At 42.9% G+C, this 16,820-nt stretch carries 17 protein-coding genes; 5 read left to right on the top strand and 12 right to left on the bottom strand.

Annotation, left to right across the window (positions count from 1 at the left end; translation table 11 throughout):
* The first annotated feature begins 12 nt into the window (after window positions 1-12).
* The 3 genes from PHU20_RS10630 to PHU20_RS10620 all read left to right on the top strand — a co-directional run bounded on the left by PHU20_RS10630 (window position 13) and on the right by PHU20_RS10620 (window position 2,567).
* Window positions 13-1,134 carry a CNNM domain-containing protein gene (locus PHU20_RS10630; RefSeq protein ID WP_274825352.1) on the top strand — a complete coding sequence of 374 codons (1,122 nt, stop codon included), beginning with the start codon at window positions 13-15 and terminating at the stop codon, window positions 1,132-1,134.
* Window positions 1,134-1,607, top strand: a complete 474-nt coding sequence (locus tag PHU20_RS10625) for a methylated-DNA--[protein]-cysteine S-methyltransferase (protein WP_274825351.1) — start codon at window positions 1,134-1,136, stop codon at window positions 1,605-1,607. Before PHU20_RS10630 ends, PHU20_RS10625 begins: the two co-directional genes overlap by 1 nt.
* A gap of 246 nt (window positions 1,608-1,853) precedes the next feature.
* Window positions 1,854-2,567, top strand: coding sequence for a 3'-5' exonuclease (locus PHU20_RS10620; protein ID WP_274825350.1), 714 nt, complete (start codon window positions 1,854-1,856; stop codon window positions 2,565-2,567).
* Here PHU20_RS10620 and PHU20_RS10615 read toward each other — a convergent pair.
* Window positions 2,564-3,538: an endonuclease/exonuclease/phosphatase family protein gene (locus PHU20_RS10615; RefSeq protein ID WP_274825349.1), complete on the bottom strand. Its 975-nt coding sequence runs from the start codon at window positions 3,536-3,538 to the stop codon at window positions 2,564-2,566. The two genes, PHU20_RS10620 and PHU20_RS10615, sit on opposite strands and share 4 nt — an antisense overlap.
* 76 nt (window positions 3,539-3,614) lie before the next feature.
* On the opposite strand from PHU20_RS10615, the gene hflX reads away from it, so the two are divergent.
* On the top strand, window positions 3,615-4,826 hold the full coding sequence (gene hflX / locus PHU20_RS10610) for a GTPase HflX (protein WP_274825348.1): 1,212 nt from the start codon (window positions 3,615-3,617) through the stop codon (window positions 4,824-4,826).
* A 925-nt stretch (window positions 4,827-5,751) separates the two neighbouring features.
* Here hflX and PHU20_RS10605 read toward each other — a convergent pair.
* From PHU20_RS10605 to glgP, 10 genes are all read right to left on the bottom strand, one after another.
* Complete coding sequence (locus tag PHU20_RS10605) at window positions 5,752-6,684, bottom strand: DUF3078 domain-containing protein (RefSeq protein WP_274825347.1); 933 nt, start codon at window positions 6,682-6,684, stop codon at window positions 5,752-5,754.
* Between the two features lie 77 nt (window positions 6,685-6,761).
* Window positions 6,762-7,268, bottom strand: a complete 507-nt coding sequence (locus PHU20_RS10600; RefSeq protein WP_274825346.1) for a DUF2480 family protein — start codon at window positions 7,266-7,268, stop codon at window positions 6,762-6,764.
* 61 nt (window positions 7,269-7,329) lie between these two features.
* Window positions 7,330-7,656: a DUF59 domain-containing protein gene (locus PHU20_RS10595; protein WP_274825345.1), complete on the bottom strand. Its 327-nt coding sequence runs from the start codon at window positions 7,654-7,656 to the stop codon at window positions 7,330-7,332.
* A gap of 10 nt (window positions 7,657-7,666) precedes the next feature.
* Window positions 7,667-8,089: a SufE family protein gene (locus PHU20_RS10590; RefSeq protein ID WP_274825344.1), complete on the bottom strand. Its 423-nt coding sequence runs from the start codon at window positions 8,087-8,089 to the stop codon at window positions 7,667-7,669.
* Window positions 8,090-8,159: 70 nt separating this feature from the next.
* Window positions 8,160-9,386 (bottom strand): aminotransferase class V-fold PLP-dependent enzyme, encoded by a 1,227-nt coding sequence (locus PHU20_RS10585; protein ID WP_274825343.1) that lies wholly within the window; start codon window positions 9,384-9,386, stop codon window positions 8,160-8,162.
* 1 nt (window position 9,387) lies between these two features.
* Window positions 9,388-10,704: a Fe-S cluster assembly protein SufD gene (sufD, locus tag PHU20_RS10580; protein ID WP_274825342.1), complete on the bottom strand. Its 1,317-nt coding sequence runs from the start codon at window positions 10,702-10,704 to the stop codon at window positions 9,388-9,390.
* A gap of 93 nt (window positions 10,705-10,797) precedes the next feature.
* The gene (sufC, locus tag PHU20_RS10575; protein ID WP_274825341.1) at window positions 10,798-11,550 is read right to left on the bottom strand and encodes a Fe-S cluster assembly ATPase SufC; all 753 of its coding nucleotides are present in this window, start codon (window positions 11,548-11,550) and stop codon (window positions 10,798-10,800) included.
* Between the two features lie 19 nt (window positions 11,551-11,569).
* Window positions 11,570-13,015 (bottom strand): Fe-S cluster assembly protein SufB, encoded by a 1,446-nt coding sequence (gene sufB, locus PHU20_RS10570; protein ID WP_274825340.1) that lies wholly within the window; start codon window positions 13,013-13,015, stop codon window positions 11,570-11,572.
* Window positions 13,016-13,023: 8 nt separating this feature from the next.
* Window positions 13,024-13,353, bottom strand: a complete 330-nt coding sequence (locus PHU20_RS10565; RefSeq protein WP_274825339.1) for a HesB/IscA family protein — start codon at window positions 13,351-13,353, stop codon at window positions 13,024-13,026.
* Between the two features lie 225 nt (window positions 13,354-13,578).
* Window positions 13,579-15,222 (bottom strand): alpha-glucan family phosphorylase, encoded by a 1,644-nt coding sequence (glgP, locus tag PHU20_RS10560; protein WP_274825338.1) that lies wholly within the window; start codon window positions 15,220-15,222, stop codon window positions 13,579-13,581.
* A 231-nt stretch (window positions 15,223-15,453) separates the two neighbouring features.
* Here glgP and thiL point away from each other — a divergent pair, with 231 nt between their 5' ends.
* Window positions 15,454-16,503 (top strand): thiamine-phosphate kinase, encoded by a 1,050-nt coding sequence (gene thiL, locus PHU20_RS10555; protein WP_274825337.1) that lies wholly within the window; start codon window positions 15,454-15,456, stop codon window positions 16,501-16,503.
* Here the strand turns inward: thiL and PHU20_RS10550 are convergent, their stop codons facing one another.
* Window positions 16,504-16,722, bottom strand: coding sequence for a hypothetical protein (locus PHU20_RS10550; protein ID WP_274825336.1), 219 nt, complete (start codon window positions 16,720-16,722; stop codon window positions 16,504-16,506).
* Between the last annotated feature and the right edge of the window lie 98 nt (window positions 16,723-16,820).

The raw sequence follows: 16,820 nt of genomic DNA, 5'->3' as shown, positions 1-16,820 counted from the left end.
TAAACCAAACCCATGGGATTACTGTTTTTTTACGCTTTTGTCTCCATCTTCTTCTCTTTTTTATGCTCCATCCTTGAAGCGGTATTGTTGAGTATTACCCCAACCTTCATAAGTCTTAAGTTAAAAGAAGGCAAATCGTACGCGGAAACTTTGGAAACCTTGAAAAAGGATGTAGATAAACCCTTGATCGCCATACTCACCTTGAATACGATTGCACATACGGTCGGTGCGATCCTTGTAGGGGTTCAGGCCAAGGTCGCTTATACTGAGCTATATGGCAACGCCCAACGAAGTTTTTTGGGCATAAAGTTCACAGAGGACGTAATGGTCGGAATCGTATCTACCGTAATGACGATTCTAATATTGGTCGCTTCAGAGATCATCCCCAAGACCATTGGGGCCACCTACTGGAAGAAACTAGCGAATTTCACGGCGAAATCCCTCCAAATAATGGTTTTGATCTTAAAATGGACGGGGTTGTTATGGATCTTGCAATTATTCACCAAACTCGTTGGTGGCAAAGGGCATCATGGCAGTGTACTCAACAGGGAGGATTTTACGGCCATGGCCGATATCGCCCATGAAGAAGGTGTTTTTCAGGAATCGGAATCCATTATCATCAAAAACCTATTGAAATTCGATGAAATTTTGGCCAAGGATGTAATGACGCCCAGAACCGTTATGAAAATAGCCCCCGAGAACAAGTCCATAAAAGATTTTTTTGATGAAAACCCCAAACTTCGGTTCTCACGTATTCCCATTTATAAAGACAAGGTGGACAATATCAATGGCTTTGTTCTTAAGGATACGGTTTTGGAGGAAATGATCAATAATAACGGGGACGTTCCTTTATCTGCCATAAAACGGGATATTTTGATCGTGAACCGCGACAAACCCATTCCCGATCTCTTCGAGACCTTTATCTCACAAAAGCAACATATCGCCTTGGTCGTGGATGAATACGGATCCGTAAGCGGATTGGTTTCGATGGAAGATGTTATCGAGACCCTTTTAGGGCTCGAAATCGTGGATGAAAGCGACAATGTGGATGACCTGCAGATATTGGCCCGCGAGAATTGGAAGATCAGGGCAAAACGCCTAGGATTGATCGATGAGAATGCACCCATAGAATAATGGAATCTGCCTTTATTCATACGCCCTTGGGAATCGCCAAATTGGAAGGCGACGAAATGGGTTTGGCCTCGGTTACCCTATGGGATGAAGAAATCAAAACCACCACCCCCATCCCCGAGGTGTTGGAAGATGCCGTTTACCAACTTCAAGAATACTTTAATGATCAACGACAGGTTTTCAGTTTAACCTTGAATCCTGAAGGAACCGATTTCCAAAAAAGGGTTTGGTCCGAACTTCTTAAGGTCCCCTACGGAAAAACAATAAGCTATTTGGAACTGTCCCAAAAATTAGGGGATGTAAAGGCCGTTAGGGCCGTTGCCGCCGCCAATGGCAAAAACCCCTTATGGATCATTGTTCCTTGCCATAGGGTTATCGGAAGTGATGGTTCCTTAACGGGTTATGCGGGCGGACTTCATCGTAAAAAATGGTTGTTGAACCATGAGAGTCCGGCAAAACAACAATCCCTATTCTAAAGATTACCGACCACTCGGTCTGTTCTTACCAGTATTCTTCCCCAAACACATCCATTTACTGCATTTCATCGTGTAACATCTACCATAAATGGGGTGAATTCGCCTTGGTACACTTAAAAACTCCCTGGGTAACGAACCGGATGGTCGGTTGTGCATGATTTCACCAAATCCACACTTCGCTTTCTTTCAAGGTTACCCTCCAAAGCATTTACAACCGATTTTCCATATTGTTCGTATATTTAGGTTATGCTGTACAAACTCCATTTGGATAACATCTTGGTATTGGACATCGAAACCGTGCCCGAAATGGCCGATTATCAGGATTTGGACGATGTGACGAAGGAATTGTGGGCACATAAAACGCAATACCAGCGTAAAGATGAAATTACCGCCGAGGAATTTTACGATAGGGCCGGTATTTGGGCCGAATTTGGAAAAATCGTTTGTATTTCAGTAGGGTATTTCCATAACAAGGGAGATATCAGGGAATTTCGGGTGACCAGTTTTTTTGGCGAGGAACCCAAACTCCTCAAGGAATTCAAAAGCCTATTGAACACCCATTTCAATTCGCCCAAGCACCTACTTTGTGCCCATAACGGAAAGGAATTTGATTTCCCCTATATCGCGAGACGCATGATCATTCATGGGATTGCCCTACCCTATAAATTGGACCTTTTTGGTAAAAAACCTTGGGAAGTTCCCCACTTGGACACTTTGGAACTGTGGAAGTTCGGCGATTACAAACACTATACGTCCCTAAAACTTATGGCTCATATCCTAGGAATACCCTCGCCCAAGGAAGATATCGATGGCAGTATGGTACGCGACGTATACTACAAGGAAAAGAATATAGATCGGATCGTGACCTATTGTGAACTGGATGTTGTCACGACGGCCCAGGTATTGCTCAGATTACGAAATGACCCACTTTTGGTAGATTCTGAAATCAAAAAAGTCTAATGCACGTATTTTAATTGGACATATACCGGGAAATGATCACTATATCCCCCAATATATTTACGGCCCACATAGGTCCTATAAGGGTTCCCTTTATATTTTCCCTTACGTTCCATCAGCGTATGCTCATCAAAGATATTGGCATGTGCAAAACTGTGTGTCCCCTTCTCAAAATTGAAGAAATTATGGGAAACGATGATCTGGTCGAACATACTCCAGCTCCTTCTGTAATTCGCACTGCCCCTATAGGGCGAACCCAGTTTCTCCATAGGGTTGTACAAACCCGAATCATTTAGCAGGGTTTGGATACTTTTTGAATCGGGATTATCGTTGAAATCCCCCATAATGATATAATTCGGATCTTTATATGTGGCTTGGATCTCGTCCATTTTACGCCTTAAGGTCTTAGCCGCTTCCAACCTTTTGTATTCGGTTTTGACATCCCCGTCCCTACGCGACGGCCAGTGGTTCACAAACACATGTGCCGGTTCCCCATTAAGTTTTCCATGTACATACAGAATATCCCGCGTAGTATCCCGAACCCCCTCCCCGTTATACACCAATAAAGGGATGGGTTCGGAAAAAAGGACCTCGAAATAATCCTTGTTGTACAATAAACCCGTGTCGATACCCCGCTCATCGGGAGAGTCGTAATGTACATAACCATAATTGATTTTCTTTAAAGGTCCTGTCTCGATCAAATCCTCGATTACCTTGGCATTTTCCACTTCCGCGATGCCCACCAAAGTTGGGGGCCTTTCGGTGGATTCCATACCAATCCTTACGATTGTATGGGCTAAATTACTTACCTTCTTCCTATATCGTTTGGGAGTCCATCGCTTAAAACCTTTCGGTGTAAAATCGTTATCCAGGGTATCAGGGTTATCCTGTGCGTCAAAAAGATTCTCAAGATTGTAGAAAGCTATTGTATGAAGACTTGTTTTCTTTTTTTTCTTGAAAAGTGAAAATATCATGCATTAAATTTAGTGGGTACTAAATTTACAAAAATAGCTTGGTCAGTATTGTGTAAATTTGCATATAAATAAGACGATGTTAGAAAAGAAAGCCATAGAATACGAAAAAGTTGTCCTTATAGGGGTTATCAATAAGGAACAGGACCAAGAGAAGGTAAATGAATATCTCGATGAATTGGAGTTCCTTACCTATACCGCAGGGGGCGAGGTCGTAAAACGTTTTGTGCAACGGGTGGATGTCCCCAATCCCAAAACCTTGATCGGAAGCGGAAAGATGCAGGAAGTAGAGCAGTTCGTGGAAGCGCATGAAATTGGATCGGTCATTTTCGATGACGAACTTTCCCCTGGTCAACAACGTAATATCGAAAAACAATTGCGATGTAAGATTTTGGATCGTACCAGTTTGATTTTGGATATTTTCGCCCAACGGGCCCAAACCAGTTATTCCCGTACCCAAGTGGAATTGGCCCAATACGAGTATTTACTACCTCGACTTACCGGATTATGGACTCACTTGGAACGACAAAAGGGAGGTATCGGTATGCGTGGTCCCGGTGAAACCGAAATTGAAACGGATAGGCGTATCGTTCGTGACCGTATTTCCCTATTGAAGAAAAAATTATTGAAGATAGACCGGCAGATGGAAACCCAAAGGGGGAATCGAGGGGCCCTCGTACGCGTAGCCCTTGTGGGGTACACCAATGTCGGGAAGTCTACATTGATGAACGTTATAAGCAAGAGTGATGTTTTTGCCGAAAACAAGCTTTTTGCCACGTTGGACACTACCGTTCGCAAAGTGGTCATCGGAAACCTTCCATTTTTACTTAGTGATACTGTTGGATTCATTCGAAAACTCCCGACCCAATTGGTGGAAAGTTTCAAAAGTACTTTGGATGAAGTTCGGGAAGCCGATCTATTATTGCATGTCGTTGATATTTCCCATCCCAATTTCGAAGAACATATCGCATCGGTGAACAAAATATTGGATGAAATTGATAGTGCGGATAAAAAGACCATCATGGTTTTCAATAAAATAGACCAATACCACCATCAAACCATTGATGAGGATGACCTGGTCACCGAGAGGACCACAAAGCATTTTACCATCGAGGATTGGAAACGTACTTGGATGCAACGTATGGGAGAAAACGCCCTGTTCATATCTGCCTTGAACAAAGAAAACCTTGAGGAATTCCGTAAAAGGGTCTATAATGTGGTCAGGGATATACATATCACCCGTTTTCCGTATAACAATTTTTTGTATCCGGAACATTTGGACCAGTATTAAGCGTTCAATCCCGAAGGAAAACGTGCCTTTCATCGAGGAAATCGTACCGTTAATTTTTTCACCACATTTACAGCCGGGTTCACAACATATTTTGTGTCCTTTCGGTCGTGTCACCTTATCTTTACCTTGTAATTAAGTGATCGTATTGACCCCAAATCAGTTCATGAACTTAACCAAAAAAAACTAAAGGTTTCCCCAAAACCTTTACTTAACCAAAACATGCTATCCGAACGCTTTTCGGACCAAATTTTATTAAACCTACTGAACTAAAAAACGCCCTTTGAGAAAAGGGCGTTTTTTATGTTCCAATCGCGTTCATCACTTTTTAATCAACACAAAACCATACCGTTCATCGAGGAAATCGCACCGTTAATTTTTACACCACATTTACGGCAGGGTTCACAACAAATTTTGTGTCCTTTCCATCGTCCCACCTTATCTTTACCTTGTAATTAAGCGATCGTATTGACCCCAAATCAGTTCATGAACTTGATCGACAAAAGTGCTAAACCCCAAACCAGCACAAAACCTATAAACGCTACCTGGATTGTATCAGGAACGAAATTAAACCTACTTGAAAAAGACCCTTTCCCAAAAAGGGTTTTTTTTTGGCCCATTTTAAGCAGTATTATGATCCTTCATACCTTATGGAACGAAGGTTATTACCTCATTTTCAGTTCTTTTCGCAACACATTTTCCGTAATTCACAACAATTTTTTATATTGTAATCGCTTTGCCCCTATATTAGACCTGTTATTATGATTATTATAGTCGCCCAAAGAAACCTAACATCGACCTACAAATAAGTATTTGGAATTGATCGGTTCAAAATTGAGAACTAGGATACAATTTTAAACTGAACGGTTCAATAAATAAAAAAGCCCTGTCATGACCGACAGGGCTTTTTCCATGCTATTAACTAGGTTTAGAAGGCGTAGTTAAGGCCAAATAACCAATACGTCTGTAATTTGTTGTCAATACTGTCGAAAGTGGCATCCGCATCGGGAGTGGGCGCATCGTTAATGGCATAGTTAAGGGCTTCCTGCTTATTGTCCCTCAACCCAAATTCAAACCCTAATCCTATCCCTTTCCAAATGGTATACCCAAAAGAGTTGATCCACGTGAAGTTGGATAAATCCGAAGATTTATAGCTTTGGAACATCGAAAAATTGGTCTTAAAGTTCACCTTGCCTATTTTACGGGTATAATCCGCAACGATTTTCGCCCCCATTGAAGATTCAAAGATAGCATCCTCACTACTGAAAACGAAGTTGTAGTTCAAAGGATGGATGACCACGACCAAATCGGTAATGGGTGTCCATGTGGCCCCGAGACCTAAATCCAAGTAACCTGGATCGTTGAAGTTGCTCAGAATCGTGGTCCTGTATTCCCCTAAGGCCGAAATGGCGAACTTTTCACTGATTTTTCGTCCGTAGAGGGAAGAAATCGTAAAGACATCGGTGGCCTGTCTAAAGCTGTCGTCATCGGTATCATCATCCTTATCGTCGAACTTTACCCATCCTAAATTGATGTTCCCGGAGTTTCTCCAGAAAAATTTCTTTTGATTTAGGTTGGCGTAGCCATTGACCGTAATCCCGATATTCCCCGCATTGGAATTGGCGGCATCTTTAGCATACCAATTACTGAATTCGGAAAGATTGGCCCCAATGGTACCGAACGCCCCTTTTTTCCACCCGGGAAGGGCGTCTATTTGTGCTTGTAAGGCATCTACCCTACCTTGAATTGCCGCAATGGAATCCTTTTTGGGGCCCTGCAAGGCCTTCAGTTCCTCAGCGGTCTGTGCGTTAGTAGCCGATAAGGCCAAAAACGCAGCTAATGTTACTACTAAATTTCTCATAATGTTAGTGTTTAAATTATAGTTATGAAGTGTAAAAATAAGAATTGTCAACAATTAACAATTACCGTTATCAACAATTATCCCTTTTTGTACAAGGGCACGGAAGAGCAGGCTTCGCCGTACATAACGCTTTTTGCTACCGGCAATAACTTCATGGTTATCAACAGATAGGCATTTTGAGGAACGGGTTTATGACTGCACCCTTTGACAATGACCGGTAGCCCAGAATAGGATGAAACATCCAAATTTTCTATGATGGATTGATAGATTGCCGTTTCCAAGGTTTCCAAAGTGCCATATACCACTCTTTTGGCATAGGGATACAGTTTGGTGGCAATAAGCATATAGGCCCACCCCGGGATAATGGCATCGGTAGAGCAATACACCGCTATGAATTTATCCTGGTATCGCTCCCAATCGTGTTCGGAGATACTGGCCCTAAAGTCCTTTTCCTTAAGTACGAACCCTTCAAAAAGCCAATCCTTGATATCAAGCAGTACACGTTCCCCTGAAGGGTAATAGTCTTCCAGGTCAATCGTTTTCAATTGACTTTGGGCCACACGGTTTATGATTTCTTTTTCCATGTACGATAGGGTCTTGTCATTAAAAATGGATTCGATAAAAAAGGATGATAATCGGCAGGAGCTATAGCAATCCCAATTCCAATTTTGCCTCTTCACTCATCAAATCCTGGGTCCATGGGGGATCAAAGGTTATTTCGACGATGGCATCGTTCACGGCATTCAACGATTTTACCTTTTCCTCTACCTCTACGGGTAAGGTTTCCGCCACCGGACAGTTGGGTGAGGTTAGGGTCATCAAGATCTTTACGTCTTTGGCTTCATTGACAAAAACGTCATAGATCAAGCCCAATTCGTAAATATCGACAGGGATTTCGGGGTCATATATGGTTTTTAATACCTGTACTATTTTTTCGCCCAATTCCTGGGTATTTATTGCTGTTTCGCTCATTTTTATCGCTTTAATTCAATTGGGTCTGATATGCAATCGCATACATCTTCAATTGCTTTACCATACTCACCAATCCGTTTGCACGGGTCGGTGACAAATGTTCCTTGAGACCGATTTCATCGATAAAATCGGTATCGGAATCAATAATGTCCTGGGGTTTCTGGTTGCTGAACGTTCGTATCAATATCGCTATGATGCCCTTTGTAATGATGGCATCACTATCTGCGGTAAAAACCAATTTATCGCCAACCAATTCGGCATGCACCCACACCTTACTTTGACAACCTTTGATGATATTATCATCGGTTTTATACTGCGCATCGATCAACGGAAGGGATTTCCCCAACTCTATCATATATTCATAACGTTGCATCCAATCTTCGAACATTTCGAATTCGTCAACGATTTCCTCCTGTATTTCTTTTATTCCCATTACCCGATTTTATACAAAAATACAATAAGTATCATAGGTTTTCAATAAATTGGATCAGGTGTTGAAAAGCCTAAATAAGCATGGCTTTGGCCCTCTTTACACCTTCAACCAAGGCATCGATCTCCGCTTTGGTATTATAAAAACTGAAACTGGCCCGCACCGTTCCAGGGATCTTATAGAAGTCCATGATCGGTTGCGCACAATGATGGCCCGTTCGAACCGCTATTCCCAATTTGTCGAGAATTGAGCCGATATCATACGGATGAATCCCCTCGATATTAAAGGAAATTACGGAGGTTTTATTCTCCGAGGTACCGTAAATACGCAACCCCTCAATGGTCAATAACCGTTCGGTCGCATAGATTAGAAGTTCATGCTCGTAAGCGGCAATCCCATCAAAACCTATGGCATTCATATAATCCAAGGCCGCCCCAAAAGCAATTCCACCACAAATATTAGGGGTACCCGCCTCAAATTTATGGGGTAATTCGGCATAGGTGGTCTTCTCGAAAGTTACTTCGGCGATCATTTCGCCACCTCCTTGATAAGGCGGCAATATGTTGAGCCATTCTTCCTTACCATAAAGCATCCCCACACCGGTAGGTCCACACATTTTATGGGCGGAAACGGTATAAAAATCCACCTCCAATGCCTGAACGTCCGCTTTAATGTGCGGAGCCGCCTGGGCACCATCAATCAGCACCGCGGCACCTACTTTATGGGCTTCATCTATTATGGTCTTAATGGGATTTACCGTTCCCAAGGCATTCGATACATGGTTGCAGAATACCAATTTGGTCCTATCGGACAATAACTTACGGTATTCCCCAAGAAGCAATTCGCCATCTTGGTTCATGGGAATGACCTTTAAGACCGCTCCCGTACGCTCACACAACATTTGCCAAGGAACGATATTGGAATGGTGTTCCATGGCCGAAACGAGAAGCTCATCGCCTGCCTTTACGATAGACGAAAATCCGTTGGCCACAAGGTTGATTCCATGGGTGGTCCCTGACGTAAAAATAATCTCATGGGATGCCGCTGCATTGAAATGCTTTTGGATCTTTATTCGCGCCTGCTCGTATCTATCGGTCGCTTCTTGGGACAGTGCATGCACACCCCTGTGGATGTTGGCATTATAATTACTGTAATAATCCACAATGGCATCAATTACCTGTTGCGGGGTTTGGGATGTGGCCGCATTGTCAAAATAGACCAAAGGTTTCCCATTGACTTCGCGCTTTAGGATAGGAAAATCCTTTCGAATCGTTTTGGGATCAAAAGTGGTTTTTTCCATGTTACAGATCAAAGCCCAAACGCACTCCCAGCTTTTCGGCTATAAGTCGGTTTATACTTGTTTTCAACTCGGAAATACGAACACTTTCCAAAACATTATTTGCAAAAGCATACATTAACAACGCCCGGGCCTCTTTTTTAGGAATTCCCCTGGATTGCAGATAGAACAGGGCATCTTCATCCAATTGACCTATGGTACAACCATGGGAACACTTCACATCATCCGCAAAGATCTCTAACTGTGGTTTGGTGTTTATCGTTGCCTTATCACTGATCAAGATATTGTTGTTCTGTTGAAAGGCATTGGTCTTTTGGGCAATTTTGTCGACAATGATCTTCCCGTTGAAGACCCCTGTTGAATTTTCCCCGTAAATACCTTTATAATCCTGATGGCTTTCACAATTAGGCTCGATATGGTGTACCAAGGTATGGTGGTCCACATGTTGTTTATCGCCCAAAATGGTTACCCCCTTCATCGTAGAATCGATATGCTCCCCATTTTGATAAAAGTTCAGGTTGTTTCGGGTGAGTTTTCCACCAAAGGAAAAGGTATGCACCTTTACGACACTGTTGCTTTTCTGGTTGATATAGGTATTATCGATCATGGAAGCCGTCTTGAGGTCGTTTTGGATCTTGTAATAATCGATAATGGCGTTCTCGGCGGCAAAGATCTCGGTAACCACGTTGGTCAATACCTCATTTGAGGTCAAACTTTGATGTCTTTCGATAACCTGAAGCTCAGCATTCTCCTCGGCAACGATAAGGTTTCTAGGTTGTAACATCAAGGAGGCCTCATTTCCGGTGGAAAAGTGTACGATTTCTACCGGTTTTTTGGGCATTTTGTTCTTTGGGATGTATATAAAGGCCCCTTCCCTGCTAAAAGCAGTGTTCAGGCTCGTCAAAGACTCGTCTTTGGAAGCCACTTTATTGAAATACACCTCTATGATCGGTTTATACATGGGTTTGGTCAAGGCCGCGCTCATTAAACAAATATCGACACCGTCATGGGTCGTTTCGGAAAGAAACGAAGAATAAATACCATCGACAAAAACAATTTTGTACGTATCTATTTCCTGTAAAAAGTACTTCTTTACCTGTTTGTTTTCCAAGGCATCGACCTCTTTCGGAAAAATACTGAAATCGATCTTTTGAAGATTCTTCAAGGACGTATATTTCCATGCTTCCTCCTTTTTGGTAGGAAACCCTTTCTCCTCAAAATTCTTAAAGGCCTCAGACCTGATATCGTGAACCGGGTGCTCCACATCTACCTTGTTCTCGAACGCCATGAATGAAGAAATCAATTTATCTTTTAAATCCATTTTCTGATGATTCTTATTCCCGTGTTAACAGGAACCTTCATTAAATCTAATTTTATTATCGGTTTCCTGCCATGGCAGGAACGCAGCTGGAAACTATACCGCTGTTTCTTGTTTGATCCAATCGTAACCTTTTTCCTCTAACTCATGGGCCAATTCCTTGGTCCCGGATTTTACGATTTTCCCTTGATGCAATACATGCACAAAATCAGGGACGATATAATCGAGCAGACGCTGATAGTGGGTGATCACGATTACGGCATTGTCCTTACTTTTCAGCTTGTTCACCCCGTTGGCCACGATACGTAGGGCATCAATGTCCAATCCGGAATCGGTTTCGTCCAAAATAGCCAATTTGGGTTCCAACATGGCCATTTGAAAAATCTCGTTTCTTTTCTTTTCCCCTCCGGAAAACCCTTCATTCAGGGAACGGGAAAGGAATTTACGGTCGATTTCCAACAATTCGGCTTTCTCGCGGATCATTTTCAACATATCCTTGGCCGGCATATCTTCCAGACCTTTGGCCTTGCGCCCTTCATTGATGGCGGTTTTCATAAAATTGGTGACCGACACCCCTGGAATTTCGACAGGATACTGAAAAGAAAGAAAAATACCTTTATGCGCCCTTTCTTCAGGTGAGGCATCTTCCAAATCCTCCCCTTCAAGAACCACACTTCCCGCTGTTATCTCATATTCTTCCTTTCCGGCAATAACGGAAGCCAAGGTGCTTTTTCCCGATCCATTAGGGCCCATGATCGCATGTACTTCCCCAGCTTTGACTTCAAGATCGATCCCTTTAAGTATTTCGTTATCCTCTATACCTGCATGCAGGTTGCTAATTTTTAACATCTTCTACTTTTTATAAATTTTATCCAACTGAGCCTTCTAGGCTTATTTCCAATAATTTTTGTGCTTCTACGGCGAATTCCATCGGTAGTTTGTTCAACACCTCTTTGCTGAACCCGTTTACGATCAAGGCAATTGCCTTTTCGGTATCGATACCCCGTTGATTACAGTAAAAAATCTGGTCTTCCCCAATCTTACTGGTAGTCGCCTCATGCTCTATTTGAGCCGTTTTGTTCTTGACCTCGATATAAGGGAAGGTATGCGCCCCACATTCATTTCCCATTAACAGGGAATCGCATTGTGAGAAGTTCCTGGCATTTTCCGCCCTACTGTTGACCTGTACCAGACCGCGATAACTATTCTGGGATTTCCCTGCTGAGATACCTTTCGATATGATGGTACTTCTGGTATTCTTACCCAAATGGATCATTTTGGTTCCGGTATCGGCCTGCTGGTAGTTGTTGGTCACGGCAATCGAATAAAACTCCCCGATTGAATTATCCCCTTTCAAAATACAGGAAGGATATTTCCAAGTAACCGCAGACCCGGTCTCTACCTGTGTCCATGATATTTTTGAATTCTTATGGCAGATCCCCCTTTTGGTAACAAAGTTGAAAACCCCCCCTTTACCTTCTTTATCCCCAGGAAACCAATTTTGTACCGTTGAGTATTTAATCTCGGCATCATCCAAGGCAATCAACTCGACCACAGCGGCATGCAACTGGTTCTCATCCCTTGAAGGGGCCGTACAACCTTCCAAATAGCTCACATAACTCCCTTCATCGGCAATGACCAACGTTCTTTCGAACTGACCTGTACCGGCCTGGTTGATCCTAAAATAAGTTGATAGCTCCATGGGGCAACGAACGCCTTTTGGAATATAGCAGAACGAGCCATCGGAGAAAACCGCTGAGTTCAAGGCCGCATAAAAATTATCTTTTTGGGGCACCACGGTGCCTATATATTTTTTTACAAGCTCTGGATGCTCTTTGATTGCCTCGGAGATGGAACAGAATATTATCCCTTTTTCAGCCAAGGTCTTTTTAAAGGTCGTCGCCACCGAAACCGAGTCCATTACGATATCCACGGCGACCCCTGCCAATTTCTTTTGCTCGTCCAAGGAGATTCCCAACCGCTTAAAAGTATCCAACAATTCCGGATCTACCTCATCCAAACTATTGTACTTTGGCTTACTATTGGGAGCCGAGTAGTAACTTATCGCTTGAAAATCAGGTTTTTTATATTTAACATTGGCCCATTCGGGTTCCTCCATTTGCTTCCAAGCCTTAAAGGCTTCCAAGCGCCATTGGGTCATCCATTCGGGCTCTTCCTTTTTTTTGGAAATCGCGATAACGATTTCCTCATTCAATCCGACAGGAAAGGTATCCGATTCAATATCCGTATAGAAACCATATTCGTATTCCTTGGTTTCGAGTTCCTTTTTTAATTCCTCTTCCGTATATGCCATACTCTATTTTATAATGAAAAACTCTCTCCACAACCACAGGTACGCTGTGCATTGGGGTTGTTAAAAACAAAACCCTTCCCGTTCAATCCACCGGAATATTCCAATACCGTTCCTGCGAGATATAAAAAGCTTTTCTTATCCACAATTATCCTTACTCCGTTATCCTCAAACACCTTATCGGTATCCGCTATCGAAGTATCAAATTTCAATTCATAGGAAAGCCCGCTACATCCTCCGCTTTTAACACCCACCCGAACATAGTCCTTGGCGGCATCGAAGCCTTCCTCTGTCATAAGGCCTATCACCTTTTGTTTAGCTGTTTCCGAAACCTGTATCATTATTTGTTCTGATTCTAAATAGTTTACAAATATAGGTTATATGTAGGGTTCTACAATAAAACCTAACATTATTATAACGAATACACCTATAAGGGTTATCTATAATGACCCCGCGCAGGAAAACCGTCCCTATTTATTTGCAGCTTTTTACACAGGGAAAATGCCATCAAATGGAATGGAAAATTAAGATAACCGATTTCAAATCACACCGAAGATAGGTCGTGTTTAGCCGTAAAGCTCCTTGTAGTATTGTTCGGCCATTCGATTGCTTCCGAACTCGGGCAACACATCATCGATACCTTTGAACACTATTTCTTGCCATTTATCAGGTTTGTCATAATACATGGGCAACACCTTGTTCTCTAAAATTTCGAACAAATTCTTACAATCTATCTTGTCTTGATCCCAAGTCGGCATATTATGGTCTATAGCTTCCAGGATAAAGGCATTTTTCCCATCCTTGGCGAACTCGGGGATCCAGCCGTCATTGGTCGACACATTCACAGAACCGTTCATGGCTGCCGTCATGCCACTGGTTCCCGAAGCCTCCCTGGTGATCCTTGGGGTATTCAGCCAAATATCCGATCCGCATTTCAACTTCCGGGACAATTCGATTTCATATCCTACCAAAACGGCCAGGTTCGACTTTTGCTTGGTATAATGTACCAGGTGGTTGAAGATATCTATCCCGTAGAAATCGTGGGGATAAGGTTTACCTGCCCAAATGATCTGAACAGGATATTTTTCATTGCTGATCAACCGCTCGAAACGCTCTAAATCCCCCAGTAAAAGATCTGCCCTCTTGTACCCGGCAAAACGCCTGGCCCAAACCATGGTCAACACATTGGGGTCGAAGAGTTTGTTGGTCTGGTTCAAAACCTCGTCAAACAAGGTTTTCTTTAGGGCTACCTTTCGTTGGCCATACAACTTGGCATCCTTTTTCTGATGGGCTTCCTCGATGACCTCATCTTGCCAGAATTTCTGGTTTTGCGCATTGGTGATCGGGATGATCTTACTTATTCCTTTAAAACCTTTCCACATGTCTCGGGACACCTTGGCATGTAATTTTGATACGGCATTCGATTTCTTGGCCATTCTAAGGGCCGATACCGTGTAATTGATCATGCCATTGTTCACCATTTCCTTTTGAAGCTCCTGCTCGGGCAAGTATCTTCCAAAAAATCCACAACGGTTCAAATGGCGCCCATCACGCTCCTCATTACCGGCTTTTTCAGGTGTATGTGTCGTAAATACCATTTGGTCTTTTTTTACCCCCTTATCGCGCAGATAATAGAATGCGGGCAAGGCATGTCCTTCATTCAAATGATAGACATCTGCCCCGCCTAGGGCTTCCACGATCTTGGCCCCGGCTATACCCAAGACGATACTTTGGGAAATACGGGTGAGATAATTGGCATCATATAGATAATTCGTGACCGTTCTTGACAGATAATCGTTCCCTTCCACATCGGTGGTCAACAAATACATGGGGACCGTTCCGAAAATCTCGGGTTTCAAGACCATGGCCCTAACCTTTACCGACGGATTATCGTGCAACTTCACTTCTACCTCGAGGCCAGAGTCTTCAAGGAAAGAATAGTTCTTTTCAATAAAATTCGCTTTCATGGTCTGGTCCCCGTTCCTTCCTTGATCGTAGTACCCATATTTCCATAGCATGCCTATACCGATCATATTCTGTTTGAGTTCGAATCCGGAACGCATATGCGATCCCGCTAAAAAACCAAGGCCACCAGAATATATTTTCAATGCTTGGTGAATACCGAATTCCATGCTGAAGTAGGCAACTTTCTTATTGAATTCCTTGGCCGGTTCATAGGGCATATGCCACTTATTGTATTTGGATGTCATAGGGGTAAGGTTTTATCTAATTAAAATGTAACAATTCATTTAAGTCGTCGGACCCATCGTCAATCAAAACAGGTCAGTTGTTCACTCCTGACCGCTTTTGCATAAAATACAAGTTCGACGCTACGGTTAAAAGTACTAAAATTAGTAAGTTTTCAAGGAAGTGGCCATCTATCTACCTATCTTTTTTACATTAAATAATGATTAAATAAATATCATACTTACTTTTGCAAAATGCTAGAGAACAAGAATCAAGAAAAAACAGATCTGGAAGCGTTGGGCGAATTCGGTTTGATCGACCATCTTACCAAACATTTCCATTTGAACCAAAAGTCAACGTGTAAAGGTGTCGGGGACGATGCCGCGGTACTCGATTTTCAAGGGAACAAGACTGTGATTTCCACTGATCTTTTGGTCGAAGGGGTTCATTTCGACCTCAGTTATATGCCTATGAAACATTTGGGGTACAAAGCGGTAATGGTCAACCTTTCCGATATCTATGCCATGAATGCGAAGGCCACGCAGATAACCGTATCCTTGGCCGTTTCCAACCGCTTTCCGTTAGAGGCCCTCGAAGAGCTCTATGCAGGAATTGCTTTGGCCGCAAAAATCTATAATGTTGATTTGGTCGGGGGCGATACCACCTCATCAAAAACCGGCCTGATCATAAGTGTCACGGCAATCGGGGAAGCAAAAGGGGAAGACATTGTGTACCGATCCGGAGCGAAAGAAAACGATCTACTTGTGGTGACCGGGGATTTAGGTGGGGCCTATATGGGACTTCAGGTCCTGGAAAGGGAAAAGGAAGTGTTTAAGGTAAACCCCAACAGTCAGCCCGATCTGGAGCCATACTCCTATATCGTGGAACGCCAATTGAAACCCGAAGCCCGAAAGGATATGTTCGAATTGTTTCAAAAATTGGAGCTGCACCCAACGTCCATGATCGATATCAGTGACGGACTTTCCTCTGAAATTTTACACTTATGCAAGAACAGTAAAGTGGGTTGCAACCTGTATGAAGATAAGATCCCGTTGGATCCAACGGTAATCGCTGCCTGTGAGGAGTTTAAGATAGACAGTACCCTTGTGGCACTGAGTGGGGGTGAGGATTATGAGTTATTGTTCACTTTGGACCAAAAAGAATTCCCAAAAATAAAGGGCAATCCTAACCTAACAGTCGTGGGGCACATGACTGATGGGAACGAAGGTGCACACTTAATTTCCAGGAATAATTCTAAAATTCCATTAACCGCTCAGGGTTGGAATTCATTTGCCAAAACATAATTAGGCTGCATGATCCGCAGTACAATGTCTTCTTTGGTATATCGTTTCCAAGGTATCATTGATTTCCTGCCTTTCCGGGGTTAGGGCCGAAAGCGCACCGGTTTCATTGGTGGTCACTTCTTTACCGCAGTGTATGCATTGATATTCCTTGATGTGGTGGGTCACTTTTTTTGAGACAGCGTAATGATGTCCGAAAATCTGGCAGATTAGTTTTTTCATGATGTAGGTTTTTTGGCGCGCATCCGTCCATTTTGAGGATATGGACCAATGCTGAATACTTGATTCGATCTATTTTAAAAAGTGGTTCATGAATCACT

Origin of the sequence: Maribacter polysaccharolyticus (genome assembly GCF_028882255.1) — a bacterium.
Classification (GTDB): Bacteria; Bacteroidota; Bacteroidia; order Flavobacteriales; family Flavobacteriaceae; genus Maribacter_A; species Maribacter_A polysaccharolyticus.
Note: the sequence above shows the minus strand (reverse complement) of the source record. Positions and strands in the feature narration are given on the sequence as shown.

Coding starts and splice junctions, on each gene's coding strand:
- PHU20_RS10630 (WP_274825352.1), top strand. CDS start 13: ATGGGATTACTGTTTTTTTACGCTTTTGTCTCCATCTTCTTCTCTTTT.
- PHU20_RS10625 (WP_274825351.1), top strand. CDS start 1,134: ATGGAATCTGCCTTTATTCATACGCCCTTGGGAATCGCCAAATTGGAA.
- PHU20_RS10620 (WP_274825350.1), top strand. CDS start 1,854: ATGCTGTACAAACTCCATTTGGATAACATCTTGGTATTGGACATCGAA.
- PHU20_RS10615 (WP_274825349.1), bottom strand. CDS start 3,538: ATGATATTTTCACTTTTCAAGAAAAAAAAGAAAACAAGTCTTCATACA.
- hflX (WP_274825348.1), top strand. CDS start 3,615: ATGTTAGAAAAGAAAGCCATAGAATACGAAAAAGTTGTCCTTATAGGG.
- PHU20_RS10605 (WP_274825347.1), bottom strand. CDS start 6,684: ATGAGAAATTTAGTAGTAACATTAGCTGCGTTTTTGGCCTTATCGGCT.
- PHU20_RS10600 (WP_274825346.1), bottom strand. CDS start 7,268: ATGGAAAAAGAAATCATAAACCGTGTGGCCCAAAGTCAATTGAAAACG.
- PHU20_RS10595 (WP_274825345.1), bottom strand. CDS start 7,656: ATGAGCGAAACAGCAATAAATACCCAGGAATTGGGCGAAAAAATAGTA.
- PHU20_RS10590 (WP_274825344.1), bottom strand. CDS start 8,089: ATGGGAATAAAAGAAATACAGGAGGAAATCGTTGACGAATTCGAAATG.
- PHU20_RS10585 (WP_274825343.1), bottom strand. CDS start 9,386: ATGGAAAAAACCACTTTTGATCCCAAAACGATTCGAAAGGATTTTCCT.
- sufD (WP_274825342.1), bottom strand. CDS start 10,704: ATGGATTTAAAAGATAAATTGATTTCTTCATTCATGGCGTTCGAGAAC.
- sufC (WP_274825341.1), bottom strand. CDS start 11,550: ATGTTAAAAATTAGCAACCTGCATGCAGGTATAGAGGATAACGAAATA.
- sufB (WP_274825340.1), bottom strand. CDS start 13,015: ATGGCATATACGGAAGAGGAATTAAAAAAGGAACTCGAAACCAAGGAA.
- PHU20_RS10565 (WP_274825339.1), bottom strand. CDS start 13,353: ATGATACAGGTTTCGGAAACAGCTAAACAAAAGGTGATAGGCCTTATG.
- glgP (WP_274825338.1), bottom strand. CDS start 15,222: ATGACATCCAAATACAATAAGTGGCATATGCCCTATGAACCGGCCAAG.
- thiL (WP_274825337.1), top strand. CDS start 15,454: ATGCTAGAGAACAAGAATCAAGAAAAAACAGATCTGGAAGCGTTGGGC.
- PHU20_RS10550 (WP_274825336.1), bottom strand. CDS start 16,722: ATGAAAAAACTAATCTGCCAGATTTTCGGACATCATTACGCTGTCTCA.